Source organism: Kitasatospora hibisci, assembly GCF_043950205.1.
GTDB lineage: Bacteria > Actinomycetota > Actinomycetes > Streptomycetales > Streptomycetaceae > Kitasatospora > Kitasatospora hibisci.
Genome location: NZ_CP171642.1, coordinates 6,079,723 through 6,103,521 on the forward strand (window position 1 = coordinate 6,079,723; position 23,799 = coordinate 6,103,521).

Below are 23,799 nucleotides of genomic sequence, written 5' to 3' on the forward strand. Positions count from 1 at the left end.
GCCGTCAACAGGTCCCGGGTGCAGCTTCGTCGAGGCTGTGCCCGGGGTCTTTCCGGCAGCGGGGAGCGGTCCTACCCTGGCGGGTATGCCTGCCGATGAGCTGCTCCGCCGCGGCCGTGACGGCACCACCGTCGACCTCGTGTTCGAGTCGGGTGGGGGGTCCTGGCCCGCCGCCGCGTTCCTGGTGCTGCGCACGCTCGCCGTCCTGCTCGGCGTCGGCCTCGCCTTCCTCCCCGCCGGCATCCTGATCGTCGTGGTCGTGGTGATCGTCGGTGCCACCTTCGTGGGCGCGGTGACCGTCTGCGGGGTGCTGTGGGCGGCCGCCGTGCTGCTCCTGTGGCCGTTCGCCGCGGTCGTCGAGCTGCGGTCGGTCCGCAGGGTGCAGTTCGCCCCGGCCCGGGCCCCGACCGAACTGCGTTTCGTCCGGGGTGCCCGCGCCGAGGCCTGGGCCCCGATCTCCGGCCTGCGGCGCATCCAACTGGACGAGACCGTGGAGGATCCCTACGAGGGCGACCCCGAGCCGGCCGTCCGCACCCTCGCCATCACGGTGGTGACCCTGACCGACGACGACGGCAGCCCTCACCGGGCGCCGGACGGCACCGATGTCGACGCGCTCCAGCGCTCCCTGGAGGACCTGCTCGGCCCGGCCGGCATCCCCGTTCTGCGGCGCACCGAACGTCGCGTCCGCCCCAAGCCCCGGCCCCCCTCCGGCGGATGGGTCTACGGCGGCTCCGGCTCGGCCAATTCCGGCGGGGGCTTCTCCGGCGGCGGGTGAGCCGGAGCGGGTGAGCCGGAGCGGGTAGTCCTCCCGGACGCACCGCCCGCCCCTGCGCCGAGGCGGCGGGTTGGTGATGCCGGTGAAGGCCGTGAAGCAGCCGGGTCCGGGCCTGCACGGCGCCGGGCACTCAACGGTGCTGACGGTCCGTCCGGGCGGCGGACGGCGGCTGCCCGCCTGGTGGATCGTCCGCTCCCGCGCGGCCCACGGCCGGGGTCGCCCGGCAGGTGTGGCGGATCCCCGCCTGCATCCCGACGGCGCACGGGCTCCCCGCGGCAACGGCCGGACGACGGTCGAGCCGTGCCGGGTCAGCCGGCTCCGACGGTCCCCGCCGCCGGGCCGGCGTCGCGCGTTGCCGCGCGGCCTCGGCCCGGTCGGCCCCCGCAGCCGATCAACCCGTGTGACGGAGTCAGTTTCGTACTACCGTGGGCCCGATGACTACGGAACCCAGGTCGACCGACCGGCCCACCCCGCTCGCCGAGGCGCCGACGCTTCAGGCCCGCAACTCCGCCGCCTTCTGGACCGCGACCGGCGTATCCCGGGGCCACGAGGTGATCCGGCGCCGCGGATTCGTCGCCGTCGACGGCGACAAGCGCGCGGGCCAGCGGATCCTGATCCAGGAGCCCGACCTCGACCCGGGCGAAGTGGCCGAGGTCGGCGAGCTGGTCCGCCGGGCCGCAGGTCCGGTGATCGTCGAGGATCCGTTCAGCTCGACGGACCTGGGCCACCTGGCCATGCGCACCTGGCAGATGCCGATCATGCTCCGGCTGCCCGGATCCGTCGACGCCCCGGCGCTGGATGTGACCCGGGCGCGGCGGCCCGAGGACCTGCGGGCGGCCGAGCAGGTCGTGATCGAGGGCTTCGAGCTGGACGGCTTCGAGCCCTACCGCCCCGGCGAGCTCTTTCCGGCGACGCTGGTCGAACATCCGTGCGTGGACGTGTTCATCGCCTCGATCGACGGCGTGCCCGCGGGAGCCGGCGTGAGCGTCCTGGCCGACGGCGTCGGCAGCCACTACTGGATCGCCACCTCCTCGGCCTTCCGCTCCCGCGGCGTGGGCCGCGCCGTCATGCTCGGCGCCCTCGCCCACCTGGCGGACCTCCCGGCCACCCTCACCGCCTCGAAGTTGGGCCGCCCGCTCTACGAATCGCTGGGCTACACGGTCGCGTCCCCCTCGACCTGGTGGGCCTCCCTCCAGTAAGCCGCCGGAGCCGACGCCCGAGCGCCCGGACCCTCCCTTCCCGGGGACGGTGGAGTGACCACCGTCGTGCGCTGAACGGCGTCCACACCGTGGCGACGCGCCATGACACGCGTCCACGTCGTCCGCGGAACCGCTACCGGTGGCCGTCGCCCCGTGATCCGTCTCCGGCTCCCGTGACCGGTGCTGCCCGGCCGTCAGAGCCGCGGCAGCCGGTCCGCGGCAACGGGAGGGCGTCGCTCCCCGAGCCGGAAGAGGCGGACACGGAGGTGCGAGGCCAACTCGCCGTCGAGGTGGGCGGCGTACGCCAGGGCAGCGGCGTCCGAACGCCTCCACGTCCGCGCCCGTCTGGTCACCGGTCACCGGTTCCCTCGTCAGGGCCGGACCCGCGCCGGATCTCGGTCACTTCCTGGCGTTGGTGCGGCGGGTCGGCTCCGCCGTCGTCGGGTCCTCGGGCCAGGGGTGGCGGGGATAGCGGCCTCTCAGGTCTGCTCGGACGGCGTGGTAGCCGTTGTGCCAGAAGTTCTCCAGGTCGCCGGTGATGGCGGCGGGGCGGCCGGCGGGGGAGAGCAGCTGGACGGTGAGCGGTACTCGGCCGCCGGCCAGGGCGGGGGCGGCCTTCCAGCCGAAGAGTTCCTGCAACTTGACGGCGAGGACCGGGCGTTCGGTGCCGTAGTCGACCCGGATCCTCGAACCGGACGGCACGGTGATGCGTTCGGGGGCCAGTTCGTCGAGGCGGCCGGCTTGTCCGCTCGCCCAGGGGAGCAGCCGTTGCAGGGCGTCGGTCGTATTGATCCTGGCGAGGTCGGCACGGCGGCGGGCGCGGGAGAGCTCGGGCTCCAGCCATTCGTCGGCGCGTTCCAGGAGCGCGGCGTCGCTGACGTCCGGCCAGGGCTCGCCGATCGCGGAGTGCAGGAAGGCGAGCCGCTCCCGCAGGCCGGGTGAGGGCCAGGTCAGCAGGCTGCTCACGCCCTCCCGGGCGAGGCCCTCCAGCAACGCGGCGCGCACCAGCGCCGGTGCGGGCCGGTCCAGCCTGGCCGAGGCCAGCTCGACGGCGCCCAGGGACTCCACCTTGCGGGAGACCACCTCGCCGCGCCGTGCGTCCCAGTGCACCTCCTCCCGGGCGGCCAGCAGCGGCGCGCCGGCCAGCCGGGCGGTCTCCTCGTCCAGCGCGGCGGCGTGCAGCACCCGGGCCGACGGCGAGCCGGCCGGCCGGTCGGCCACCGCGACGGCCAGCCACGGCACGGCGCCCAGCGCGGTGCCGGGCGCGAGCTCGGCGGCCGTGCCCGAGGCCATCAGGTACGGGCTGCGCGCTCCCGGCTCGGGTTTCTCGACCCGGGCCCGGGCGATCCGCTCGGGGAAGGCCAGCGCGACGACGAGGCCGACGGCCGCGGCCTCGGGCAGGTCGGTGGCGGGCTCGGAGCCGGTGCCGCGCCGGAGGCGCCGGACCTCCTCGCGCCAGCGGCCGGCATAGGGGTCGCGACCGTCCCGGACGGTGCGCAGCGCGGCGCCCAGGTCGTCGCCGAGGGCCCGCGGCGGCTCCTCCGAGAGCAGCGCGACCACCTCGGCGGCCCGCCGCTCGCCGACGGCGGGGGCGCCGTCGACCAGGGCGCGGGCCAGCCGGGGGTGGAGTCCGGTGCGGGCCAGCCGGGCGCCGCGCGGGGTGGCCCGCCCGTCGGCGTCGACCGCGCCGAGCGCCCGCAGAGTCTGCCGGGCGGCGGCCATCGCCCCGGCCGGGGGCCGGTCCGGCAGGGCGAGGCCGGTCGCGTCCGGGTCGCCCCAGCAGGCGGTCTGGAGGGCGAACGGGGTGAGGTCGGCGAGCGCGATCTCGGGGGTGGGGTAGCGGGCGGCGAGGGCGTCCTCGGCCTCCGCCCAGCAGCGGTAGACGGCGCCGGGGGCCTCGCGCCCGGCCCGCCCGGCGCGCTGCCGGGCGGCGGCCAGCGAGGCCCGGACGGTGACCAGGCCGGCGAGGCCGCGGGCGTGGTCGGTTCGCGGCTCCCTGGCCAGCCCGGCGTCCACCACGACCCGCACGCCCGGCACGGTCAGCGAGGACTCGGCGACGGAGGTGGCGAGCACGATCCGCCGGTGCACGCCTGCGGTGAGCGCCGCGTCCTGGACGGCCTGTGGGGCCCGGCCGTGCAGCTGCAGCACCTCGGCGGGGGCGTCCGCGAGCAGCCCGGCGACCCGGGTGATCTCGCCGACGCCGGGGAGGAAGCAGAGCACGTCGCCCGTCCGCTCGGCGAGCGCCCGCCGCACGGTCGCGGCGACGTGTTCCAGCAGGGCCGGGTCGACCCTGGTCCCGTGGGCGGGCCGGACGGCGCGTGGCGGCGGCGCCCAGACGGTCTCCACCGGGTGCGCGGTGCCGTGGGCCTCGACCACCTCGGCGCCGCCGAGCAGGTCGGCCCAGGCCTCGGTGTCGGAGGTGGCCGACGCGCAGACGATGCCGAGCTCCGGCCGCAGCGCGGCCCGGACGTCGAGCAGGAAGGCGAGGGCGGTGTCGGCGTCGAGGTGGCGCTCGTGGCACTCGTCCAGGACGACGACGTCGACGCCGGGCAGTTCCTGGTCGCGCTGGAGCCGCTGGAGCAGCACGCCGGTGGTGACCACCTCGACCGCGGTGTCCGGCCCGGCGCGCCGCTCGCCGCGGACGGTGAAGCCGACGTCGCCTCCGACGGCGGAGCCGAGCAGCCATGCCATCCGCCGGGCGGCCGCGCGGACGGCGAGCCGGCGCGGCTCGGCGACCAGCACCCGGCGCGGCGGGCGGCCGTCGCCGAGCAGGCCCGCGAGGGCGAGCGGCACCAGCGTGGTCTTGCCGGTGCCGGGCGGGGCGGCCAGGACGGCGGTGCCGTGCTCGTCGAGCGCGCGGTGCAGCTCGGGAAGTGCGGTGCGGACGGGCAGATCGCGCCAGGCGGGGTTCACCCCGACAGTCTCCCCGACGCCGCCGGTCCGCCGGGGCCCGGCTGCTTGAGCCGGGCCGCCGCCGGGCTCAGGACCGCCGGGCTCCAGCCGCCGGGCCGCGGTCGTCCCGCCGGCCCCTGCTCAGTCCCGCTCGCTCACGAAGATCGCCGTCCCGGGGATCAGCCGCCCGCGCAGCGGCGACCAGCCGCCCCACTCCTGCTCGTGCCCCTCCGGCCATTCCGGCTCGACCAGGTCCAGCAGCCGGAACCCCGCGCCGACCAGCTCGCGCACCCGGTCCCCGAGGGTGCGGTGGTGCTCGACGTAGGTGGCCCGTCCCTGCTCGTCCTGCTCGACGTACGGGGTGCGGTCGAAGTACGACGCCACCGCCGTCAGCCCCTCCACGCCCGGCTCGTCCGGGAAGGCCCAGCGGATCGGGTGGGTCACCGAGAACACCCAGCGCCCGCCCGGCCGGAGCACCCGGTGCACCTCGCGCATCAGTCCGGCGGTGTCGGCGCTGAACGGCACCGCGCCGTAGGCGGAGCAGGCCAGGTCGAAGGAGCCGTCGGCGAAGGGCAGCACCGCCGCGTCCGCCTGGACCACCGGGACGGGCGGGGTGCCGCGCGCGAGGTCGATCCGCCGGGAGTGCTGGAGCTGCCGGTACGAGATGTCCACGGCCACCGGGCGGGCGTCCCGGTGGAGCAGCCAGCGGGAGCACTGGGCGGCACCGGCGCCGATCTCCAGCACGGTCCGGCCCGCGACCTCGCCGAGCAGACGGGCGTCCGCCTCGTCCAGGCCCTCGGGGCACCAGGTGAACCGGTCGTCGCCGAGGAACTCGCCGTGCTCGTCCTGGTACTCGTCCGCGTTCCGGTCCCACCAGTGCCGGCTGGCGCGGCTGCTCTCGTCGGCCTCGGCGTGCCGCCTTACCGCGTCGTCGCCGTCGTCGTCAAGATCGTGCAGATCCGGTGGGGGGGTGGTGGCCACGGTGATAATGCCCATCGCGTAGGGTGTGGTCTGCGGAAGCGCCGCTGCCGCGAACCGGTCCCACAAGGGCCCGGATCCTGGCGGTGGCATCCGGGGAAGGGCTCCCTGCGGCCGCCACCCGTGAGGTGCGCAATCGGAGGATATGGCCTGATCCATACCGGCCTCCACCGTCTTGCCGCCCTTGGCGTTGACCGTGCCTGGCCGTCCCCGTATGCTACAAGTTGCGCTGCGGGCCTGCGCGCCTCGGACGGAGCAGGTCGCGCTCGCATCTGTCGAAGACCCCACGGTCGCAAGACGGACGCCGATTCCCGGTACCCGGGAAGTTTCGGTGCGCCGTGTTCTTGGCTGTCCGGCTTTCGGTGGGAGCGATACGGGCCCTCCGCGTGGCATTACCTACGACTTCATGTCCGTACCGGAGCCCTTTTCCTAATGACGAGCCCCACCGACTCCTCCCTCAGCACCACCCCGCAGGTCGCGGTCAACGACATCGGCGACGCGGACGCGTTCCTCGCCGCGATCGACGAGACCATCAAGTACTTCAACGATGGCGACATCGTCGAGGGCGTCATCGTGAAGGTCGACCGTGACGAGGTGCTCCTCGACATCGGTTACAAGACCGAGGGCGTCATCCCCTCCCGCGAGCTCTCGATCAAGCACGACGTTGACCCGCACGAGGTCGTCGCCGTCGGTGACAACATCGAGGCCCTGGTTCTCCAGAAGGAGGACAAGGAGGGTCGTCTCATCCTGTCCAAGAAGCGCGCTCAGTACGAGCGTGCCTGGGGCACGATCGAGAAGATCAAGGAAGAGGACGGCATCGTCACCGGTACCGTCATCGAGGTCGTCAAGGGTGGTCTCATCCTCGACATCGGCCTCCGTGGCTTCCTGCCGGCCTCGCTCGTCGAGATGCGCCGCGTCCGCGACCTCCAGCCCTACGTGGGCAAGGAGCTCGAGGCCAAGATCATCGAGCTGGACAAGAACCGCAACAACGTGGTCCTGTCCCGCCGTGCCTGGCTGGAGCAGACCCAGAGCGAGGTCCGCCAGACCTTCCTCACCACCCTGCAGAAGGGCCAGGTCCGCTCCGGCGTCGTCTCCTCGATCGTCAACTTCGGTGCGTTCGTGGACCTCGGCGGCGTCGACGGTCTGGTTCACGTCTCCGAGCTGTCCTGGAAGCACATCGACCACCCGTCCGAGGTCGTCGAGGTCGGCCAGGAGGTCACCGTCGAGGTCCTTGACGTCGACATGGACCGCGAGCGCGTCTCCCTGTCGCTGAAGGCGACCCAGGAGGACCCGTGGCAGCAGTTCGCCCGTACCCACCAGATCGGCCAGGTCGTTCCGGGTAAGGTCACCAAGCTGGTTCCGTTCGGTGCGTTCGTCCGCGTGGACGAGGGCATCGAGGGTCTGGTCCACATCTCCGAGCTGGCCGAGCGCCACGTCGAGATCCCGGAGCAGGTCGTCCAGGTCGGCGACGAGATCTTCGTCAAGGTCATCGACATCGACCTGGAGCGTCGCCGCATCAGCCTCTCGCTGAAGCAGGCCAACGAGGCCCTGGGTGCCAACCCGGCCGAGGTCGAGTTCGACCCGACCCTGTACGGCATGGCCGCCTCGTACGACGACCAGGGCAACTACATCTACCCGGAGGGCTTCGACCCCGAGGCGAACGACTGGCTGCCCGGCTTCGAGAAGCAGCGCGAGGAGTGGGAGCGGCAGTACGCCGAGGCCCAGGCCCGCTTCGAGCAGCACCAGGCCCAGGTCATCAAGAGCCGCGAGGCCGACGCCGAGGCCGCTGCCGAGGGTGGCGACGCGGTTGCCGCCGCCGCCGGCGGTTCGTACTCCTCCAGCAGCGACGAGGGCTCCGGCGCTCTCGCTTCGGACGAGGCCCTGGCCGCCCTGCGCGAGAAGCTGGCCGGCGGCCAGAGCTGAGGCTCTGACCCCGCTGGTGCCCGGCACCTGGCGTTAGGCGCTTAGCGTCACCGATGGACCCCACCCGGTTTCCGGGTGGGGTCCATTGTTCTTTCCCTTGGCATATCCGTCCTTTATGTGAAGGATTTATGTGATTAGGGGCTCATTGGATTTCTGTGGGCGATTCCACCCCGAGCGCCTACCTTGGGAGGAGTTGCCCGATGGGTCGCTCACCCGGCCCCAAACGCTAGGCACCCCCTGCACATGCGCCGTAGCACCGCTGTGACCCCCTCCGCCCCGACGTCCGCCGACCCCGAGGTCGACGGGCGCCTCGCCGCCATCGGCCGGTTCTGCTTCCGGCACCGCCGCTGGGTGCTCGGCTTCTGGGCGGTCATCCTGGTCATAGGCGTGCTGATCGGCGGGCGGGTCTTCGAGGGTTCGGTGGCCGGCGCCTCCTCCACCGCCTCCGAGGCCGACCGCGGCAGCGCGGTCGTCACCGCGGCCGACCCGGCCAAGGGCACCCTCACCGCCGTGGTGGACGGCCGCCCCGTCGACGACCAGGCCGTCCGGGACGCCGTCACCCGGGCCACCGCCGAGATCGCCGCGATGCCCGGGGTCTCCTCGGCCACCGACGCCTACGGCTCCGACCCGTCCGCGGCCGCGCTGCGCTCCGCCGACGGCAACGCGAGCCTGCTCTCGGTCCGGATGGCCGACGACAGCACCACCGCGCAGACCGACGCCGTCACCCACCGTCTGGCCGACATCACGGCCGACGGCGCCAAGGTCACGGTCGGCGGGGACCTCGTGCTCCAGGACGAGGTCAAGAAGCAGACCGAGAAGGACACCCGCTTCGGCGAGATCGTCACCCTTCCGCTCACCCTGATCGTCATGGTGCTGGTCTTCGGCGGCCTGTCCGCCGCCAGCCTGCCGGTGATCGGCGCCGTCGCCTCGGTGGGCGGTGCGCTGCTGGCCATGTTCGGGTTCAGCAGGATCATGGACATCGACACCAGCGTGCTGCCGATCGCCACCGTGCTGGGGCTCGGCCTCTCGATCGACTACGCGCTGCTCATGGTGAATCGTTTCCGCGAGGAACGCGGCCACGGCGCGGGCATCGCCGCCGCCGTCGAGCGGACAGCCGCCACCGCCGGCCGCACCGTCGCCTTCTCCGGGCTCACCGTCGCCGTCGCCCTCGCCGGCCTGTTCGTCTTCACCAGCCCCGTCCTCGGCGCGGTCGCCGCCGCCGGCGTCAGCGTGGTGGTGATCGCGGTCGCCGCCGCTATCACCCTCGTCCCCGCCCTGCTCGGCTTCGCCGGCAGCCGGATCAAGACGCCCACCGCCCCGGTGCCCGACGAGGGCTTCTTCAGCCGCACCGTCCGCCGGGTGCGCAAGCGCGCGTTGCCCGTCGCCCTCGCCTGCACGGCCCTGCTGATGGCCGCCGGCGCGCCCTTCCTCCACGCCGACATGCGCAACACCGGTGCCGCCGTCCTGCCCTCCTCCTCGGCCGGCCGGCAGGTCGCCGAGACGATCGACCAGCGCTTCCCGGGCGCTTCGGCGGCCCCGATCACCGTCGTCGTCGAGAGCAGCGCGACGGTCGCCCAGGCCTACGCCGACGACGTGGTGAGCAAGCTGCCCGGCGTCAGCGGCGTCCGGGCGGTCACCCCGGTGAGCGACACCGTCTCGACCATCGACGTGCTGGTGCCCGGCGACCCGCAGGGCGGGGAGGCCAAGCAGGTGGTCAAGGAGCTGCGCGCCGACCGCGGCGGGCTCAGCACCCAGGTCACCGGCGGAGCGGCCTCGGTGGTCGACTTCCAGCACGAGCTGCTCACCCGCGGCCCGATCGCCCTCGGCCTGGTGGCGCTCGGCACACTGGTCCTGCTCTTCCTGATGACCGGATCGGTGGTGATGCCGGTCAAGGCCCTGCTGATGAACCTGCTCTCGCTGGGCGCCTCGCTCGGCGCGCTCACCCTGGTGTTCCAGGACGGCTGGTTCAGCGGCCTGCTCGGCGTCGGCTCCACCGGCGGGCTGGAGACCTTCATCCCGGTGCTGGTCTTCGCGTTCGCCTTCGGGCTGTCGATGGACTACGAGGTCTTCCTGCTCGCCCGGATCAAGGAACTGCGCGACCGCGGCCACAGCAACGCCGAATCGGTGGAGCTGGGTGTGCAGCGCAGCGGCCGGATCATCACCTCCGCGGCCCTGCTGATGGTGATCGTCTTCGCCGGCTTCGCGCTCGGCGACATGTTGATGGTCAAGCAGATGGGCATCGCCCTCGCCGTCGCCGTGGCGGTCGACGCGACGCTGGTCCGCTGCCTGCTGGTGCCGGCCACGATGAGCTTCTTCGGCGACTTCAACTGGTGGGCCCCGGGCCCGCTGCGCCGACTGCACGACCGCATCGGGCTGAGCGAGCACGTCGAGCTGCCGGCCATCGCGCCCGCCGTGCTGCCCATCCCGCGCCCGGCCGCGGAGACGCTGGTCCCCACCACGCCGTAGGCCTCCCGTCGGCCCCGTTCGAGCCGCTCGCCCCTTCCGGGGGCGGGCGGCTGCCGAGTTCACGCGGCCGTGTCGTCGGGCCCCGGTCAGGCCAGGCGGCGGAGCAGCTCGACGGCGGCGCGCAGGGTCTCCCGTTCCGCAGGGTCGAGACGGGCCTCGATGGCGGCGGCGATCCGCGCCTCGCGGCGGGCTCGCTGCTCGAACAGCGCGGTGCGGCCGGCCTCGGTCGGGGTGACCAGCAGCTTGCGGCCGTCGGTGGCGTGCGGCTGCTGGACGACCAGCCCGGCCTCGACCAGCAGCGCGACCGTGCGGGCCATCGACTGGTGCCGGACGCGCTGGTGGGCGGCCAGTTCGGCGACGGTGCAGGCGCGACCGTCCCGGACCAGCAGGCCGAGCACGGCGGCCTGGTTCTGGGGGAGCTCGTCGTCGGGGCGCAGGGCCCGGACGAGCTCGCCGACGGCGGAGCGCAGGTCGGCGGCGAGGTCGAGGGTCTCGGAGGCCGGGCTGTTCATGGGAGAAGCGTACCGCGCTTCTGTGCAGCAAAACTGTACAGTCTTGCTGTATGTTCTGTGGCATGAGAATCACCAAGTTCGGCCATGCCTGCGTCCGCCTGGAACACGGCGGCACCACCGTCGTCCTCGACCCGGGGGCGTTCACCGACCCCGCCGCCCTCGCCGGGGCGGACGCGGTGCTGATCACCCACGAGCACGTCGACCACTTCGAGGAGGCCCGGCTGCGCGAGGCGCTGGAGGCCGACCCGGCCCTGCGGGTGTGGACCAACGCGTCGGTGGCCGCCCACCTCGACGGCGTGGCCCAGCGGGTGACCGTGGTCGGCGAGGGCGACGCCTTCGAGGTGGGCGGGATCGCGGTGAGCGTGCACGGCGAGTGGCACGCGGTGATCCACCCCGAGATCCCGCAGGTGCGCAACGTCGGCTTCCTCGTCGACGGCCGGCTCTTCCACCCCGGCGATGCGCTCACCGTGCCGCCGCACCCCGTCGACACGCTGCTGCTGCCGATCGCCGGGCCTTGGACCAAGGTCGCCGAGCTGATCGACTACGTCCGCGAGGCCGCTCCGCGGCAGGCGGTGCCGGTCCACGATGCGGTGCTCAGCCCGGTCGGGTTGGCCGTGCACACCCGTCTGGTCGGCCCCGGCGGCCCGGGGACCGGCGCCGAGCTGCGGACGCTGGCCGAGGGCGAGAGCCTCGACCTGGGCTGACCGGCCCCCCGGGTGGGCTGACCGCGCCCGGGTCCGCCGGTAGCCTGGCGCCATGCTGAAGATCGGACTGACGGGCGGGATCGGTGCGGGCAAGAGCGAGGTGTCGCGGCTGCTCGCCGCCCACGGCGCGGTGCTCGTGGACTCGGACGTGATCGCCCGTGAGGTGGTCGCCCCCGGGACGGAGGGCCTCAAGGCCGTGGCCGAGGAGTTCGGCCCCGGTGTGCTGGCGGCGGACGGCTCGCTGGACCGCCCCGCGCTCGGCGCGATCGTCTTCGCCGACCCCGGGCGGCTCCAGGCGCTGAACGCGATCGTCCACCCGCTCGTCCGGGCCCGCTCGGCCGAGCTGGAGGCCGCCGCGTCCGCGGACGCGGTGGTGGTGCACGACGTGCCGCTGCTCGCCGAGAACGGCCTGGCGCCGCTGTACGACCTGGTCGTCGTGGTCGACGCCGCCGACGACGTCCGGATCGACCGGCTGGTGCGGCTGCGCGGGATGGCCGAGGAGGAGGCCCGGGCCCGGATGGCCGCGCAGGCCACCCGGGCCGAGCGGCTGGCGATCGCGGACGTGGTGATCGACAACAGCGGCGCACTGGCGGCGCTGGCGCCGAGGGTCGCCGAGGTCTGGAACGAGCTGAAGTCCCGTCAGACCTGATCTGGTGCCCGGCCGCCTCGGTATGGATCATGGGGGGATGAGCGAACACGCTGCCCCCGAGCCGCCCGAGGCGGTCCGTCTGGCCGAGTACGACGGGGCCGGCCTGCAGGAGATCCTGGGCTCCGGCGACGACCCGTTCGGCGTCGCGCACACCGGTCTGAGCTGGTTGCCCAAGGAGATCCACTTCGGCGTCCGCCGGCCGGACGGCCGCCTGGCCGCGCATGCCGGCCTGCTGCCGCTGCCGCTGACGGTCGGCGGGGTGGACCTGACGGCCGTCGGCGTCGGCGGGGTGGCCGTCGCCCCCGACATCAGGGGGCGCGGTCTGGCCCGGACGGTGGTCGGTGCGGCCGTGGCGCACGCCCGCACGCTCGGCCCGCGGTACGCGCTGCTGTTCTGCCGGCCGCCGCTGGTGGCGCTCTACCGTCGGCTCGGCTGGCGCGAGTTGCTGGAGGACGTCCACGTGGAGCAGCCCGGCGGGCGGGTGGTCGTGATGCCGCTGCGGACGATGTGGCTGCCGCTGCACGAGGGCGCGCGGTGGCCCGAGGGCCCGGTGCGGCTGCGGTCGCTGCCGATGTAGGCCGGGGCGGGGCGGTGGTGGTGCTCGCCGTCCCGGCCCGGGCGCAGCCCCGTGGCGCCCGGGCGGGACGGCCGGCCGTGCGCCGGTCGGTGTCCGGCCGGGCGGAGCCCTCGAAGACCGCCGTGAAGCCGGTCCGCCGCCGTCGGGGACCCTCACACCGGTGATCCCGGTGGTCATGCGGCTGCTCCTCCGGGGGCGGTGGCCGTGGTCCCGTCGCCCGCCGCCGCGTGCTCGACGGCGGCCGCGGCGAGTGCGCGGACGATCGGGTGGGCGCGGGTGCCGTCCCCGGCCAGCTCGGGCTGGAAGAGGGAGGCCAGGAAGAAGGGGTGGTCGGGCAGTTCGAGGATCCGCTGGTCGCCGGCGTCGTCCGTGCCGCTGAACCGGAGCCCGCGCTCGCGCAGCCGGTCGAGGTAGGCGTCGTTCAGCCCGTACGCGCAGTGGTAGCGCTCCAGCGTGCGGGTGGTGCCGAGAACGCGCTCGGCGAGCGTGCCCGGGGCGATCCGCACGGCGCCCTCGTGCCCGACCAGCGAACAGGTGAGCGGCGCGATCACCAGGTCCTCCCCGTCCGGGTGGGACTCGCCGTGCACGGCACCGCCGATGCCGCAGACGTTGCGCGCGTACTCCAGCACGGCGTGCTGGAAGCCGGCGCAGGTGCCGAGGAAGGGGATGCCGCGCTCGCGCGCCGTGCGGACGGCGGCCAGTGCGCCCGCCTCGCTGCGGTACGGGCCGCCGGGCAGCAGCCAGACGGCGTCGAAGCCGTCGAGCGCGCCCGGTGCCGCGGCGTCCTCGCTGGGGATCCAGTAGGCGTCCAGGACGAGCTGGTCGTGGGTGGCGAGCGCGTCGAGCAGCCCGGGGATGCGGGCGTGCGAGCGGACGGCGGGCGAGCGGTCGGCGACCAGGGCGATGCGCGGGGTCAGGTAGGTCATGCGGCTATCCTGACCCCGCGTTGTGGATCAGCGCCAACGATGATTTCTGACCCTTCCATCAGGAGATCTGATAGCGGTGGACCCGCACCAGTTGCGCACCTTCGTCACCGTGGTCCGGCTCGGCTCCTTCTCCGAGGCGGCCCGGGAACTCGGCTACACCCAGTCCGCCGTCTCCCAGCAGATCGCCGCGCTGGAGTCGGACGTCGGCGCGAGCCTGCTCACCCGGCGTCCGGTCGGCCCGACCGAGGCCGGCGCGCGGCTGCTGGAGCACGCCGGCCCCCTGCTGCTGCGGCTGGACGCAGCGCGCGCCGACGTCGCCCGCCTGGTGGGAGCGCCGAGCGCCCGGCTGGTGCTCGGCACCACGCCGCTGGCGGTCGGCGCGGCGCTGGGGAGTGCGCTCGCCGAGGTGCGCCGGGCGTACCCGCGGGTGGACCTCACCGTCCGGGTGGTGGCCCGGGAGGCGCTGCCCACCCTGGTGGCCACCGGCGAGGTGGACCTCGCCCTGGCCGACGGCCTGGCCGCGCCCAGCGACCCGCTGCCGCTCCCGGACGTCGGCCCGCTCAGCACCGTCGCGGTGGACGAGCGGCCGCTCGCCGTCGCCCTGCCCGCCGGGCACCCGCTGGCCGGCCACCGGGGCGTGGCGCTGGCCGACCTGTCGGCGGCCCGTTGGCTCGACGCCCCCGAGATCGCGCCGACGGCCGACCGGCTGCGCGCCGCCACCGCGGTGGACGGCTTCCGGCCGGCCGCCCGCTACCTGGGCGGGGACGTCCGCGGTCTGCTCGCGCTGGTCGCGGCCGGGCACGGGCTGGCCGTGCTGCCGGCGGCCGCGCTGGACGGCGCTGCGGGCGTCGCGGGCGCTCCGGTGCGGGAGCCGCGGCTGGTGCACCGCACCGAGCTGGTGCACGGCAGCATGCCGGAGGGGCCGGCGGCCCTGCTGGCCCGGCTGTTGGGCGGCTGAGCGGTCCGGTCGGCTCAGCCGACGATCTCCGCGCCCTCGCAGCAGGGCCCGTCGAGCTGGTAGCAGAGGTAGCGGAGGCAGCCGAGGCAGAGCTCGACGTTCTCCAGCCGCCAGGTGTCGCCGTGGCAGGCGCAGGTGGTCCGCAGACGGAGCAGGGCGTCCCAGCCGGCCCGGCCGCCGATGGCCTCGTAGGACCGCCGGACGTAGGAGGTGGTCGGCCCGTCCAGCTCCTCGCCCCGGCGGGCGGCGGCGAACTCCCAGCAGTAGAGGGCGAAGAAGGCCTTCCCGTCCACCAGTCCGGCCGCGCCGCGGTCATCGGCCTCCCAGCTCCGGACCGCCGCGCCGACCCGTTCGGGGAACGGGAGGGCGGGGTCGAGGAGGAGGGAGTTCCCGTCCCCCGAGGCAAGGTCGATGATCTGATCGTCGGTCAAAGTGGCCTCCTTTCCGCGCCCACGGTAGGCCACGCCGGACGGGCGGCGACCCACCGGACCCCGGCGTTCGGCGGGGTCCGGTGGGTCGCCGGTGGGTGGCGTCGATCGACGGAGGCCGTCCCGGCTCGCCTCAGCCCGTCCTACCCCGCCGCCGGCGCTCCGGGCCGAGGGCGGTGGCCCGTCGGCGCGCCCCTCCGCAGGCGAGGCCCAGCACGAACAACAGGGCGCCGTAGCGGCGGTGTCGGCCCGGCCCCTCGGCCAGCCGCTTCGACAGTTCGGCCCGCCAGTCGGGCAGCAGCCGGAGCCGGGTGGCCCGTGTCAGCTGCGGGCGGACGAGCGCGGTCAGCAGGAGCCCGGGAACACGCAGTAGCGCCTTCCGGACCACCGCGGTGGCGAGTTCGAGGACGACGGCCGCCACCAGGGCGGCCAGCAGCGCGGTGCGCCAGCCCGTCAGGTCCTCGCCGAGGACGACGACGGTGTGCGCCGGCCGGTCGGGCGTCACGAGCGGAAACGTGGAGTGGTCCATGTCGGCTCGACGTGGTCGGGCTGGTCGGTCTTGCAAGGCCAGCCCTCGAAGGGGTACGCGATGTCCGCTGCAAGGAATGGGAGTTCTGGTTCGTCGGATGAGTGAGGGGTGGCGATGGACCACCCTCGCGAAGTCCAACGGAAGGACGCCCATGGCGAAGTCGGAAGGGACGGGCGCACCCGGCTCGTCCCCGTCGGCGCCGATGAGCGAGGCGCAGCTCAAGGAGCTGATCCGTCAGCTCCTGCCGCGCTTGGTGACCAGTCTCCGCGAGATGACGCCCGATGAGCAGGTGGCCGAGAACGTCGCGGCCAGGGCCTGCATGGTCGTGATCAACGAGGTCCGCAAGGGGACGGTGTTCCACCGGCCGGTGATCGCCTACGCCACCACCGTGGCGCGTCGGATGGCCATCGACCACTGGCGGTCGGCGGCCGTCCGCCGGGAGGAGCCCGTCGCCGAGGTCCCCGAGGGGAGCCGGCACGCGACGGCCCGCGACCCCGATCCCGACGCCGCGAACCCCGGTGCGCGGCTGGAGTTCGAGGAGCTGATGCGGATCGTCCGCAAGGCCATCGACGACGAGCGCCAGGCGCGGATCTGGGAGCTCCACCACATCTGGCTGTGGAAGGGCTCCGAGATCGCCGAGGCCCTCCGGATCTCCCCCTCCACGGTCTCCCGCGAGCTGAAGCGGGCGGACGAGAAGGCCCGGGCGGCTCCGATTCCGTTCCCCCGCAGAGAGCGCTGACTGGCTGGTCCGTGTCTAGGGTCCGCGGTCCGGCCGGGTGGCCGGCCCGCGGACCCAGGTCGGGGCCACAGCCTCGAATGCCGGCGGAGTGATGTGCGTTCGTCCGCTGCAACGGGCGAGCGTGGGAGGTTCTCGAACGCCGGCACATTCATGGGAAAGGACTGATTCATGCAGGACTTCGAGCGGCCGTCGCGGGGGATGCGGCCGCAGGACCAGTGGGGGAAGGAGGGGATCGACGTGCTCGACGACTGGGACGCGCGCTACGCCATGCTGTCCGCCGGTGCCGACGCGCTCGGCGACCCCCTCGGCGAACACGCCGGTGATCTCTCGATGTGGGACGTGCCGTGGTCCGCCACGGAGACGGGAGGGACTCCGTGAGGACCGTCGAGCGTCGAACGAGGTGCGGCCGGCGGAGGGCCGAGCCGAAGACCGGCCTACTGTTCGTGCTGCTGGTGTGCGAGGTGCTGCAACTCGCGGCGGTTGCCTCGGTGCTGTTCGGGCTGCGGGGCAGGCCGAGGTTCCCCGCCCGGCCGGAGGCGGGCCCGGCAGCTCCCGTGCCCCTACGGGTGTGAGCGCGAGGGCGTCGGAACAGCGCGGTGAGCAGCACCGGGATGCCGAAGAGCGGCGAGTCGGCCGGCTGCGGCTCCATCGGGCGGATCTCGATCTCGGTGAAGTCCGAGAAGAGGTGGCGCAGTTCGTCGGGCGAGTAGGCGAGGCCGCCGTCCAGCCGGCCGTTGCGGTAGAGCTCTTCGTCGGGGAGTTCGCTGCCCATCGCCCCGGTGGCGAAGGTGTTGACGACGAGGTGGCCGCCGGGCGCCAGGACGCGGTTCAGCAGGGCGAGGTAGCTGATCCGGCGGTGGGGCGGGAGGTGGTGGAGGCAGCCCGAGTCGTAGACCAGGTCGTAGTGGGCGTGCGGGAGTTCGACGTCGAAGATGTTCCCGCAGTGGAAGCGGACGGTGGCGCCGGCCTCCCGGGCCCGTTCCTCGGCCCAGGCGACGGCGGTGGGGGAGAGGTCGACGGCGTCGACGTCGAAGCCGAGCGAGGCGAGGTGGATCGCGTTGCGGCCGGGCCCGGCCCCGAGGTCCAGGGCACGGCCGGGGGAGGGGAGAAGGCCGCGGTCGAGGTAGGAGACGAGGTTCTCGTCGGGCTTGGGGACGAAGAACGGGCGGTCGGAGGACCGGTCGGCGTAGAAGGTGTCCCACCAGCCGGCGGCGTTCTCCGTCCAGCGGTCGGCTTCGGGGAGGAAGAGCCGGTCGAGGAGGTCGAGGACGTCCTCGGTGGTACGGATGTCGCGATGCATTCACAGCCCCCTGTACGGCGGACGGTCGGGGTGTCCGCTGATCTCAATGCTAGTGATCGGGAGCGGGGAAAGCGCTGGTCAGCGGCGGTGCTGAGTATCGCGACGGGGGGCCGTGGAGCCCCCTGTGTGGGGTGCGGGAGCCGCCCCTCCGAGGGGTGTACGGGGGAGCCGCCCGGCCCCCGTGCAGGCCCGGTCCGGGCCCCTTGCGGGTGGCGGCGGGGTCCTGGTCCCGGGCGTTCCGGATAACGCTTCCACTACGAAGGCCGCGGGACTTCACCGGAGGGGTCGACCAGTCGGCCGGCCGCGAGCAGGGTGTCGTGTTCGCCGGGGAGAGGGTGGTCCCGGTTGTGGTCATCGGTGCGTGGTTCTCGGCAACGGGCCGAGCTCGGGGTGGGCTTGGCCCCGTCGGGCGATCGCCTGACGGGGCCAAGAGGTCAGCCCGTGAGCTCCCCCGCGCGGATGGAAGCGACGAAGGAGCGCCAGGCATCCGCGGTGAAGGTGAGCGCGGGCCCGTTGGGGTCCTTGCTGTCTCGGACGGGGACTATCTCGGTGTATCCATCGGCCACTTCGATGCAGTCGCCGTCGCCATTGCTGTGGGTGCTCTTCCGCCAGTGGGCACCATGGAAGTCCTGCTTCATTTGCTGTACTCCTCCGCGACCTTCCTCAACCATGAGATCGACCTCTCCGGTTGAGCTGATGACGCCATGAGTCGATGGAATATGTCCTCATGGCGGGAAATCTCGGACTGCTGCTCGATGTAGGTCTTGCTGGTCGTCGACTCGGAGTAGACCACGCTGCCTGGGATGTCACTGAACGACAGGATCGAGAATGACGACCCCATGGCGGCATGCGCGCCGGCCGAGAACGGTAGGACTTGGACCGTGACGTTCGGGCGAGACTCGGCAACCGCTGCGATGTGATGCAACTGCTCGGCCATGCCGGACTGATCTCCTACCGGCCGACGCGCGACTGCCTCGCCGATGATCGCCCAGATCTGCGGCGCGTCAGGGCGATCGAGGATGCGCTGTCGCTCCATGCGGAGCGCCAATCTGAGCTCTACCTCCTCCGAGGACTCCGTTGGCTTCATGGCGCGGATGACGTTGCGCGCGTAGTTCTCGGTCTGAAGGAGTCCTGGCACCAGCTCACATTGGAAGGTTGCGATCCTCGTGGCGTCCGCCTCGAAGCCCACGTAGGCACGGAATCGCTCCGGAATGGCATCGCCGTATGCGTGCCACCAGCCTTGCTGGCGGCTCTGCCTGGTCAGGCTGAGGAAGTGCTTCACCTCTTCGGGTGAACTGACGCCGTAGTGAGCCAGCAGTTTGGCCGCGTCCCGCTCCTGAAGCGGGACCTGGCCGCTCTCAATCCGGCTCAGCTTGGAAGCGGACCAACCGAGCGCAGCTGCCACATCCTTGGCGTTCAGCTCGCGCGAGGTGCGCAACTTGCCGAGCTCGCCGCCGAGCCTACGCCGCAGCACGGTCGGACTGCCCACGCGTCACACCCCCTTGCTGGTTGGTTCCTTGCATAGTGTGCCACCCCCTCTGGGGGTCAACCCCCGCTAGAGATCATGCAATTGCTTGACGGAAGCGGTTGCATGCAATTGCCCGATGAGGGCATGCTACTCGCAGTAGCTCGACGGATCGTCTGAGTGATCGCGATGGCCACTCGCTGGGCACTCCCATGCCTCTGCCCGGCCGTCATCCCCCGCCAACTCGCCTTCTCCTCACTGCGCCTGGAAGGTGGCTCCCCCGTGCCCGAAATCGCCGACTCGGCCCCCGATCCCATCCCCGTCGTCCGGGTCGAACACTGGCTGTTGCGTAGCCGGAGATCGCCCGGTGAGGCCCGCCGACACCTCGGAGCACTCCTCGCGGGCGCCCCGGCCGCTCAGCAGTTCGCCGACATCGGACTCCTGCTCGTCTCCGAGCTCGTCACCAACGCCGTCGTGCACGGCACGCCCATCGGCAACAAGGTGCTCCTCGTGGTCGACCTCGCGCCCGCCCGCCTCCGGATCGAGGTGCACGACGCCCGGGGTGACCGGGAGCCCGTCCTCCGAACCGCCGGCAAGGACGACGAATCCGGCCGCGGGCTGGTCCTCGTCAAGTCCCTCGCGCACCGCTGGGGTTGCTGCCCTCGCCTCGGCATCGGGAAGATCGTCTGGGCCGAAGTCGGCTCCAGCGCCACCCCCGCGGAGCGTGCCGCATGAGGGAGGACCGCCTCGTCACCGCCGAGATCACCGGCGGCATCCTGCCCCCGACGACCTACGCGCTCCTCCCCGAGGCCCTTGACTCCCTCTGGGGTGCCCTCCGGTTCCGCCCCATCGGCAGACCGCAGTGGCAGTGGTTCGAGCGCTACCTCACCGGCCCCTCCGCCGACCGGTTCGTCGCCGGGTACCTCGACCGCACCGGCCCGCTCGACCTCCCCGTCGTCCTCCCCGGGGCCGTCCACCACCTGCGCCTCCGCTGGACCGCCCCGGAGGCCGACCGGTGATGCGCCCGCCCCGCCTCCGATGGGTCGTCGTGGTCCGCCTCCTGCGGGCCGAACGCCGCCGTCTCGAAGCCGAGTCGGCCGAGGCCCTCCCCGGGGCGTCGGCCCGCATCCGCCGCCGCGTCCTGGCGGCCCTCGCCGACGACCTCCGCTGAGCAGCGCCGGGTCCGGGCGTAGGAAGTCGACCGGATCGACTTCCTGCGCCCGGACCCCCGGTGCCGGCCACGCGGTCGGCTCTCGAAGTCCTTCGGGGGGTTGGCCTGAGAAGTCCACATCGTCCCGCGCCAGGGACATCCGGTTCTCAGCCGGATGCCGCCCGCTCGACGGTCACGCCGACATGGCCTGGTCGCCGCCTTCGGCGTCTTCCGCACAGGCGGCGGCGAGGTCGTCCAGAGACAGGTTCAGTGCGTGGGCCAGGGCTGCCACGGTGAAGAAGGCCGGGGTCGGGGCCCGGCCGGTTTCGATCTTGCGGAGCGTTTCGGCGGACACCCCGGCGGCGGCTGCCACGTCGACCATGCTGCGGTCGCCGCGGGCCTGGCGGAGCAGGATCCCGAAGCGCTGTCCGCGTTGCCGCTCTTGCGGACTCAAAGGAACTCTCACCATGCCTGTGATACTAATACCGGTATAAGTATTGGGTAGCGTCGCATCGCAGGGGGTCGCGCACATGGTGGAGATCAAGACCGACACGGCACTGGAGGCGATGCGAGAAGCCGGACGCGTCGTGGCCCACGCACTCGCAGCCGCCCGCGCGGCGGCAGCCGTGGGGGTTCGCCTGCGAGAGCTCGACGAAGCGGCCCGCGCCGTTCTCACCAAGGCCGGAGCACGTTCTCCGTTCCTGGGCTATCAGCCCTCCTTCGCCCCGATCCCCTTCCCCGCTGTGATCTGCGCGTCCGTGAACGACGCAATCGCGCACGGCATCCCCGACGGCTACCGCCTGCGCGACGGCGACCTGGTCGGCATCGACTGCGGAGCCGAACTCGACGGCTGGACCGGCGACGCCGCGATCAGCTTCACCGTCGGCACCCCTCGCCCCGCCGACCTCGAACTCATCGCCGCCACCCAGCGGGCCCTGGACGCGGGCATCGCCGCCGCCACCGTCGGCCACCGGATCGGCGACATCTCCCACGCCATCGGCGCGGTCGCCCGCAGGGCCGACTGCGGCATGCCGGCCGACTTCGGCGGCCACGGCATCGGCCGCCAGATGCACGAGGACCCCCACCTCCCCAACCGCGGACGACCGGGCCGCGGCTTTCCCCTGCGCCACGGCCTCACCCTCGCCATCGAACCCATGCTCATGGCCGGGGGGCGCAACGACTACTACACCGACCCCGACGGATGGACCCTGCGCACGATCGACGGCAGCCGAGCCGCCCACATCGAACACACCATCGCCGTCACCGAGGACGGCCCCCGCATCCTCACCCTGCCCTGACCTCGGATCCGCTCCCACCCGGCAGATCGCCTCACCAGGGCGTTTCCGAACGCTGTCATGGTCTGCACCCCGCACGCGACTCCCGGGCGAACCGGATCGAGATCTTCTCCTCGATCGTCCAGCGCAAGGTCGTCTCGCCCGGCGACTTCACGGGCCTCGGCGAGGTCCGGGATCGGCTCCGAGCATTCGGGGACCGCCACGACGCCACGGCACAGCCGTTCCGGCGGAGGTTCACCGCCTCCGAGCCGGACGAACTGCTGGCCCGGTTCGACCGACGCGCAATCCGGCGGCAGGAGGAATCCCTCGCCCGTCCGGCCGCGTGATCAACCCCTGAAGGGCTTCGGGCGTCGACCGCTAGGGTGACTCGATGACTGATCATCAGGTATCCCTCCGTCCCGTCTCCGAAGCCGACTTGGCGCTACTCGAAGCCCTCGTCCAGGACCCGGAGGCCGTCGGGCCACTGCAGTGGTACGGCTGGTCGGACCCCGGGCGGCTGCGGCGCAAGTGGGCGGAGAACGGGCTGCTGGGGGCGGAGCAGTCCCACCTGGCGGTGGCCGACGACGGCGTGTTCCGCGGCTTCGTCGCCTGGCGGCGCCGGGCCGTGGTGCCGGCCGCGCCGTACTGGAGCATCGGCATCCAGCTGACCCCCGATGCGCGTGGCCGGGGCATCGGCACGGCAGCCCAACGGCTGCTGGTGGACTACCTGTTCGCACACTCGCCGGCGGTGCGCCTGGAGGCCGACACCGAGACCACCAACCCGGCCGAGCAGCGTGCCCTGGAGAAGTGCGGCTTCACCCGCGAGGGCGTGCAGCGCAGTCTGGTGTTCCGCGACGGCGAGTGGCGCGACATCGTCCGCTACAGTCTGCTCCGCTCGGACCCGCGCCCGGCCTGATCCGGCTCGGGCCGGGCGCCGGCGGCCCGCCGCCCTACTGGACGACCAGCGTGCCCGTCATGGTCGGGTGGATGTCGCAGTGGTAGGCGTACGAGCCGGGGGCGGAGGGCGCGGTGATCGTCGCCGACTGCCCCTGCTCCAGCAGCCCGGTGTCGAACTCCTTGTCGATGGCCGTGAGCGTGTGCCCGGTGCTGTCCTGGTTGGTGACGGTGATCTTCGCTCCCGGCGCCACCGTGAAGGTGGCGGGGTGGAAGAGGAAGTTCTTGATCGTCACGGTGACCTGCCCCGCGGTGGGGGCGCCGGTGGCCGTCCCCGTGGCCGTCGGGGATGCCGCCGCGGTCGGCGACGGCGAGGACGACGGAGTGGAGGCCGGCGACGGCGACGAGGCCGACGACGGGCCGGCGCTCGCGGTGCCGGCCGGGTTCTTCGGCTCGCCGCCCCCGTCGGAGGAGCACCCGGCGGCGCCGAGCAGGAACAGGGCCGCGGCGCCGACGGCGAGTGCGGTCCGGCGGGGGCCGGGAGGACGGACGGTGAACATGCTGCTCCAGCCTTGCTGCCTGCGGCGACGCGCCCACGCTAGACCGTCCCGGGCCGTCCGCCGGGCAACCGGGACCGAGGGTCACCCGAACGCCGGAGCGGCGCCCGCCCCGGCCCGTCAGCCCCGGCGCTACCAGGGCAGCGGCCGCCCGTGGCGGAAGAAGCCGCCGGTGGGGCCCGAGTCGGGCAGCGTGGCCGCCCAGACGACACCGGCGCCGCCTTCCTCCACCGGTGCGCCGCCGGCGCCGCCCATGTCGGTGGCGATCCAGCCCGGACAGACCGCGTTGACCAGGATCCGCTCCGCCCGCAGTTCGTCGGCGAGCTTGCGGGTGAGTGCGTTGAGGGCGGCCTTCGAGACGCCGTACGCGGGTGTCCCGCCGCCCATGCTCGCCAGTGAGCCGGACTCACTGGAGACGTTGACCACCCGCGCGCGGGCGGAGCGGCGCAGCAGCGGGAGGAACACCTGGGTGGTGCGCCAGGCGCCGAAGAGGTTGGTCTCCAGGGTGTGGCGCACCTCGTCGAGATCGACGTCGATGGCGCGGGCGGCGGTGTCGTAGTTGATCGCGGCGTTGTTGACGAGGGTGTCGAGCCGGCCGAACTCCGCCTCGACGGAGCGGGCGAGGGCGTGGAGTCCGTCTCCGTCGGTCACGTCCAGCCGGCGGGGCAGGACGGCGCCCGCAGGCCCGGCGGGCCCGGAGAGTTCGGCGGCGGTGCGCTCGGCGTCCTCCCGTCGCCGGGCGCAGAGCAGCACGGTGTGGCCGAGGCCGGCCAGCCGGCGGGCGGTCTCCCGGCCGATCCCCCGGTTGGCGCCCGTGACCAGCGATACCGGTGCGTCGGTGCTCAAGGCGTTCTCCTCCTGCCGTCCCGGCGCCGGCGGTTCCGGCTCCGTCCCGGCAGGCTAT

At 73.3% G+C, this 23,799-nt stretch carries 25 protein-coding genes and 1 pseudogene; 14 read left to right on the forward strand and 12 right to left on the reverse strand.

Annotation, left to right across the window (positions count from 1 at the left end):
* The first annotated feature begins 85 nt into the window (after positions 1-85).
* Both ACF9IK_RS26610 and ACF9IK_RS26615 read left to right on the forward strand, forming a co-directional pair.
* Positions 86-775, forward strand: coding sequence for a hypothetical protein (locus tag ACF9IK_RS26610; protein WP_395296617.1), 690 nt, complete (start codon positions 86-88; stop codon positions 773-775).
* Positions 776-1,209: 434 nt separating this feature from the next.
* A complete protein-coding gene (locus ACF9IK_RS26615) occupies positions 1,210-1,974 on the forward strand; it encodes a GNAT family N-acetyltransferase (protein WP_395296618.1) in 765 nt (254 codons plus the stop codon).
* 399 nt (positions 1,975-2,373) lie between these two features.
* Here ACF9IK_RS26615 and hrpB read toward each other — a convergent pair whose 3' ends face one another.
* Together hrpB and ACF9IK_RS26625 are read right to left on the reverse strand one after the other, a co-directional pair.
* The gene (gene hrpB, locus ACF9IK_RS26620; protein ID WP_395296619.1) at positions 2,374-4,887 is read right to left on the reverse strand and encodes an ATP-dependent helicase HrpB; all 2,514 of its coding nucleotides are present in this window, start codon (positions 4,885-4,887) and stop codon (positions 2,374-2,376) included.
* A gap of 120 nt (positions 4,888-5,007) precedes the next feature.
* Positions 5,008-5,862 (reverse strand): class I SAM-dependent methyltransferase, encoded by an 855-nt coding sequence (locus ACF9IK_RS26625; RefSeq protein WP_395296620.1) that lies wholly within the window; start codon positions 5,860-5,862, stop codon positions 5,008-5,010.
* 414 nt (positions 5,863-6,276) lie between these two features.
* Here ACF9IK_RS26625 and rpsA point away from each other — a divergent pair, with 414 nt between their 5' ends.
* Positions 6,277-7,767 (forward strand): 30S ribosomal protein S1, encoded by a 1,491-nt coding sequence (gene rpsA / locus ACF9IK_RS26630; RefSeq protein WP_238740199.1) that lies wholly within the window; start codon positions 6,277-6,279, stop codon positions 7,765-7,767.
* Positions 7,768-8,010: 243 nt separating this feature from the next.
* Complete coding sequence (locus tag ACF9IK_RS26635) at positions 8,011-10,233, forward strand: MMPL family transporter (protein WP_395296621.1); 2,223 nt, start codon at positions 8,011-8,013, stop codon at positions 10,231-10,233.
* An 86-nt stretch (positions 10,234-10,319) separates the two neighbouring features.
* Here the strand turns inward: ACF9IK_RS26635 and ACF9IK_RS26640 are convergent, their stop codons facing one another.
* A complete protein-coding gene (locus ACF9IK_RS26640) occupies positions 10,320-10,745 on the reverse strand; it encodes a MarR family winged helix-turn-helix transcriptional regulator (RefSeq protein ID WP_395296622.1) in 426 nt (141 codons plus the stop codon).
* Between the two features lie 62 nt (positions 10,746-10,807).
* On the opposite strand from ACF9IK_RS26640, the gene ACF9IK_RS26645 reads away from it, so the two are divergent.
* Genes ACF9IK_RS26645 through ACF9IK_RS26655 form a run of 3 tightly spaced genes read left to right on the forward strand, consistent with a single transcriptional unit; the run spans position 10,808 to position 12,675 of the window.
* On the forward strand, positions 10,808-11,449 hold the full coding sequence (locus ACF9IK_RS26645) for an MBL fold metallo-hydrolase (RefSeq protein ID WP_395296623.1): 642 nt from the start codon (positions 10,808-10,810) through the stop codon (positions 11,447-11,449).
* Between the two features lie 52 nt (positions 11,450-11,501).
* Positions 11,502-12,098, forward strand: a complete 597-nt coding sequence (gene coaE / locus ACF9IK_RS26650; RefSeq protein ID WP_395296624.1) for a dephospho-CoA kinase — start codon at positions 11,502-11,504, stop codon at positions 12,096-12,098.
* A 37-nt stretch (positions 12,099-12,135) separates the two neighbouring features.
* Positions 12,136-12,675, forward strand: coding sequence for a GNAT family N-acetyltransferase (locus ACF9IK_RS26655; protein WP_395296625.1), 540 nt, complete (start codon positions 12,136-12,138; stop codon positions 12,673-12,675).
* Between the two features lie 173 nt (positions 12,676-12,848).
* Here ACF9IK_RS26655 and ACF9IK_RS26660 read toward each other — a convergent pair whose 3' ends face one another.
* Complete coding sequence (locus tag ACF9IK_RS26660; protein WP_395296626.1) at positions 12,849-13,601, reverse strand: CTP synthase C-terminal region-related (seleno)protein; 753 nt, start codon at positions 13,599-13,601, stop codon at positions 12,849-12,851.
* Positions 13,602-13,677: 76 nt separating this feature from the next.
* Between ACF9IK_RS26660 and ACF9IK_RS26665 the strand changes: the two genes are divergently transcribed.
* Positions 13,678-14,559 (forward strand): LysR family transcriptional regulator, encoded by an 882-nt coding sequence (locus ACF9IK_RS26665; protein ID WP_395296627.1) that lies wholly within the window; start codon positions 13,678-13,680, stop codon positions 14,557-14,559.
* Between the two features lie 14 nt (positions 14,560-14,573).
* Here the strand turns inward: ACF9IK_RS26665 and ACF9IK_RS26670 are convergent, their stop codons facing one another.
* Together ACF9IK_RS26670 and ACF9IK_RS26675 are read right to left on the reverse strand one after the other, a co-directional pair.
* Positions 14,574-14,990: a hypothetical protein gene (locus ACF9IK_RS26670; protein WP_395296628.1), complete on the reverse strand. Its 417-nt coding sequence runs from the start codon at positions 14,988-14,990 to the stop codon at positions 14,574-14,576.
* A gap of 130 nt (positions 14,991-15,120) precedes the next feature.
* On the reverse strand, positions 15,121-15,492 hold the full coding sequence (locus ACF9IK_RS26675; RefSeq protein WP_395296629.1) for a hypothetical protein: 372 nt from the start codon (positions 15,490-15,492) through the stop codon (positions 15,121-15,123).
* Positions 15,493-15,667: 175 nt separating this feature from the next.
* On the opposite strand from ACF9IK_RS26675, the gene ACF9IK_RS26680 reads away from it, so the two are divergent.
* Positions 15,668-16,255, forward strand: a complete 588-nt coding sequence (locus ACF9IK_RS26680) for an RNA polymerase sigma factor (RefSeq protein WP_395296630.1) — start codon at positions 15,668-15,670, stop codon at positions 16,253-16,255.
* Positions 16,256-16,832: 577 nt separating this feature from the next.
* Here ACF9IK_RS26680 and ACF9IK_RS26685 read toward each other — a convergent pair.
* The 3 genes and pseudogenes from ACF9IK_RS26685 to ACF9IK_RS26695 all read right to left on the reverse strand — a co-directional run.
* Positions 16,833-17,555: pseudogene (locus ACF9IK_RS26685) on the reverse strand (class I SAM-dependent methyltransferase); the annotation flags it as partial.
* A gap of 434 nt (positions 17,556-17,989) precedes the next feature.
* Positions 17,990-18,193 (reverse strand): DUF397 domain-containing protein, encoded by a 204-nt coding sequence (locus ACF9IK_RS26690; protein WP_395296631.1) that lies wholly within the window; start codon positions 18,191-18,193, stop codon positions 17,990-17,992.
* On the reverse strand, positions 18,190-19,044 hold the full coding sequence (locus ACF9IK_RS26695) for a helix-turn-helix domain-containing protein (protein ID WP_395296632.1): 855 nt from the start codon (positions 19,042-19,044) through the stop codon (positions 18,190-18,192). The genes ACF9IK_RS26690 and ACF9IK_RS26695 overlap by 4 nt, the downstream gene beginning before the upstream one ends.
* Before the next feature lie 258 nt (positions 19,045-19,302).
* Here ACF9IK_RS26695 and ACF9IK_RS26700 point away from each other — a divergent pair, with 258 nt between their 5' ends.
* From ACF9IK_RS26700 to ACF9IK_RS26710, 3 genes are read left to right on the forward strand one after another with little or no spacing between them, the layout of a single operon-like run.
* Complete coding sequence (locus ACF9IK_RS26700; RefSeq protein ID WP_395296633.1) at positions 19,303-19,755, forward strand: ATP-binding protein; 453 nt, start codon at positions 19,303-19,305, stop codon at positions 19,753-19,755.
* Positions 19,752-20,039, forward strand: coding sequence for a hypothetical protein (locus ACF9IK_RS26705; protein ID WP_395296634.1), 288 nt, complete (start codon positions 19,752-19,754; stop codon positions 20,037-20,039). Before ACF9IK_RS26700 ends, ACF9IK_RS26705 begins: the two co-directional genes overlap by 4 nt.
* Positions 20,039-20,191 carry a hypothetical protein gene (locus ACF9IK_RS26710; protein WP_395296635.1) on the forward strand — a complete coding sequence of 51 codons (153 nt, stop codon included), beginning with the start codon at positions 20,039-20,041 and terminating at the stop codon, positions 20,189-20,191. Before ACF9IK_RS26705 ends, ACF9IK_RS26710 begins: the two co-directional genes overlap by 1 nt.
* A 172-nt stretch (positions 20,192-20,363) precedes the next feature.
* Here the strand turns inward: ACF9IK_RS26710 and ACF9IK_RS26715 are convergent, their stop codons facing one another.
* Positions 20,364-20,639, reverse strand: coding sequence for a helix-turn-helix domain-containing protein (locus tag ACF9IK_RS26715; protein ID WP_395298692.1), 276 nt, complete (start codon positions 20,637-20,639; stop codon positions 20,364-20,366).
* Positions 20,640-20,700: 61 nt separating this feature from the next.
* Here ACF9IK_RS26715 and map point away from each other — a divergent pair, with 61 nt between their 5' ends.
* Both map and ACF9IK_RS26725 read left to right on the forward strand, forming a co-directional pair.
* Positions 20,701-21,468, forward strand: a complete 768-nt coding sequence (gene map / locus ACF9IK_RS26720) for a type I methionyl aminopeptidase (protein WP_395296636.1) — start codon at positions 20,701-20,703, stop codon at positions 21,466-21,468.
* A gap of 367 nt (positions 21,469-21,835) precedes the next feature.
* Complete coding sequence (locus ACF9IK_RS26725) at positions 21,836-22,360, forward strand: GNAT family N-acetyltransferase (protein ID WP_395296637.1); 525 nt, start codon at positions 21,836-21,838, stop codon at positions 22,358-22,360.
* A gap of 34 nt (positions 22,361-22,394) precedes the next feature.
* Here the strand turns inward: ACF9IK_RS26725 and ACF9IK_RS26730 are convergent, their stop codons facing one another.
* Together ACF9IK_RS26730 and ACF9IK_RS26735 are read right to left on the reverse strand one after the other, a co-directional pair.
* Positions 22,395-22,898 (reverse strand): cupredoxin domain-containing protein, encoded by a 504-nt coding sequence (locus ACF9IK_RS26730; protein ID WP_395296638.1) that lies wholly within the window; start codon positions 22,896-22,898, stop codon positions 22,395-22,397.
* A gap of 129 nt (positions 22,899-23,027) precedes the next feature.
* Positions 23,028-23,741 carry an SDR family oxidoreductase gene (locus ACF9IK_RS26735; protein ID WP_395296639.1) on the reverse strand — a complete coding sequence of 238 codons (714 nt, stop codon included), beginning with the start codon at positions 23,739-23,741 and terminating at the stop codon, positions 23,028-23,030.
* Between the last annotated feature and the right edge of the window lie 58 nt (positions 23,742-23,799).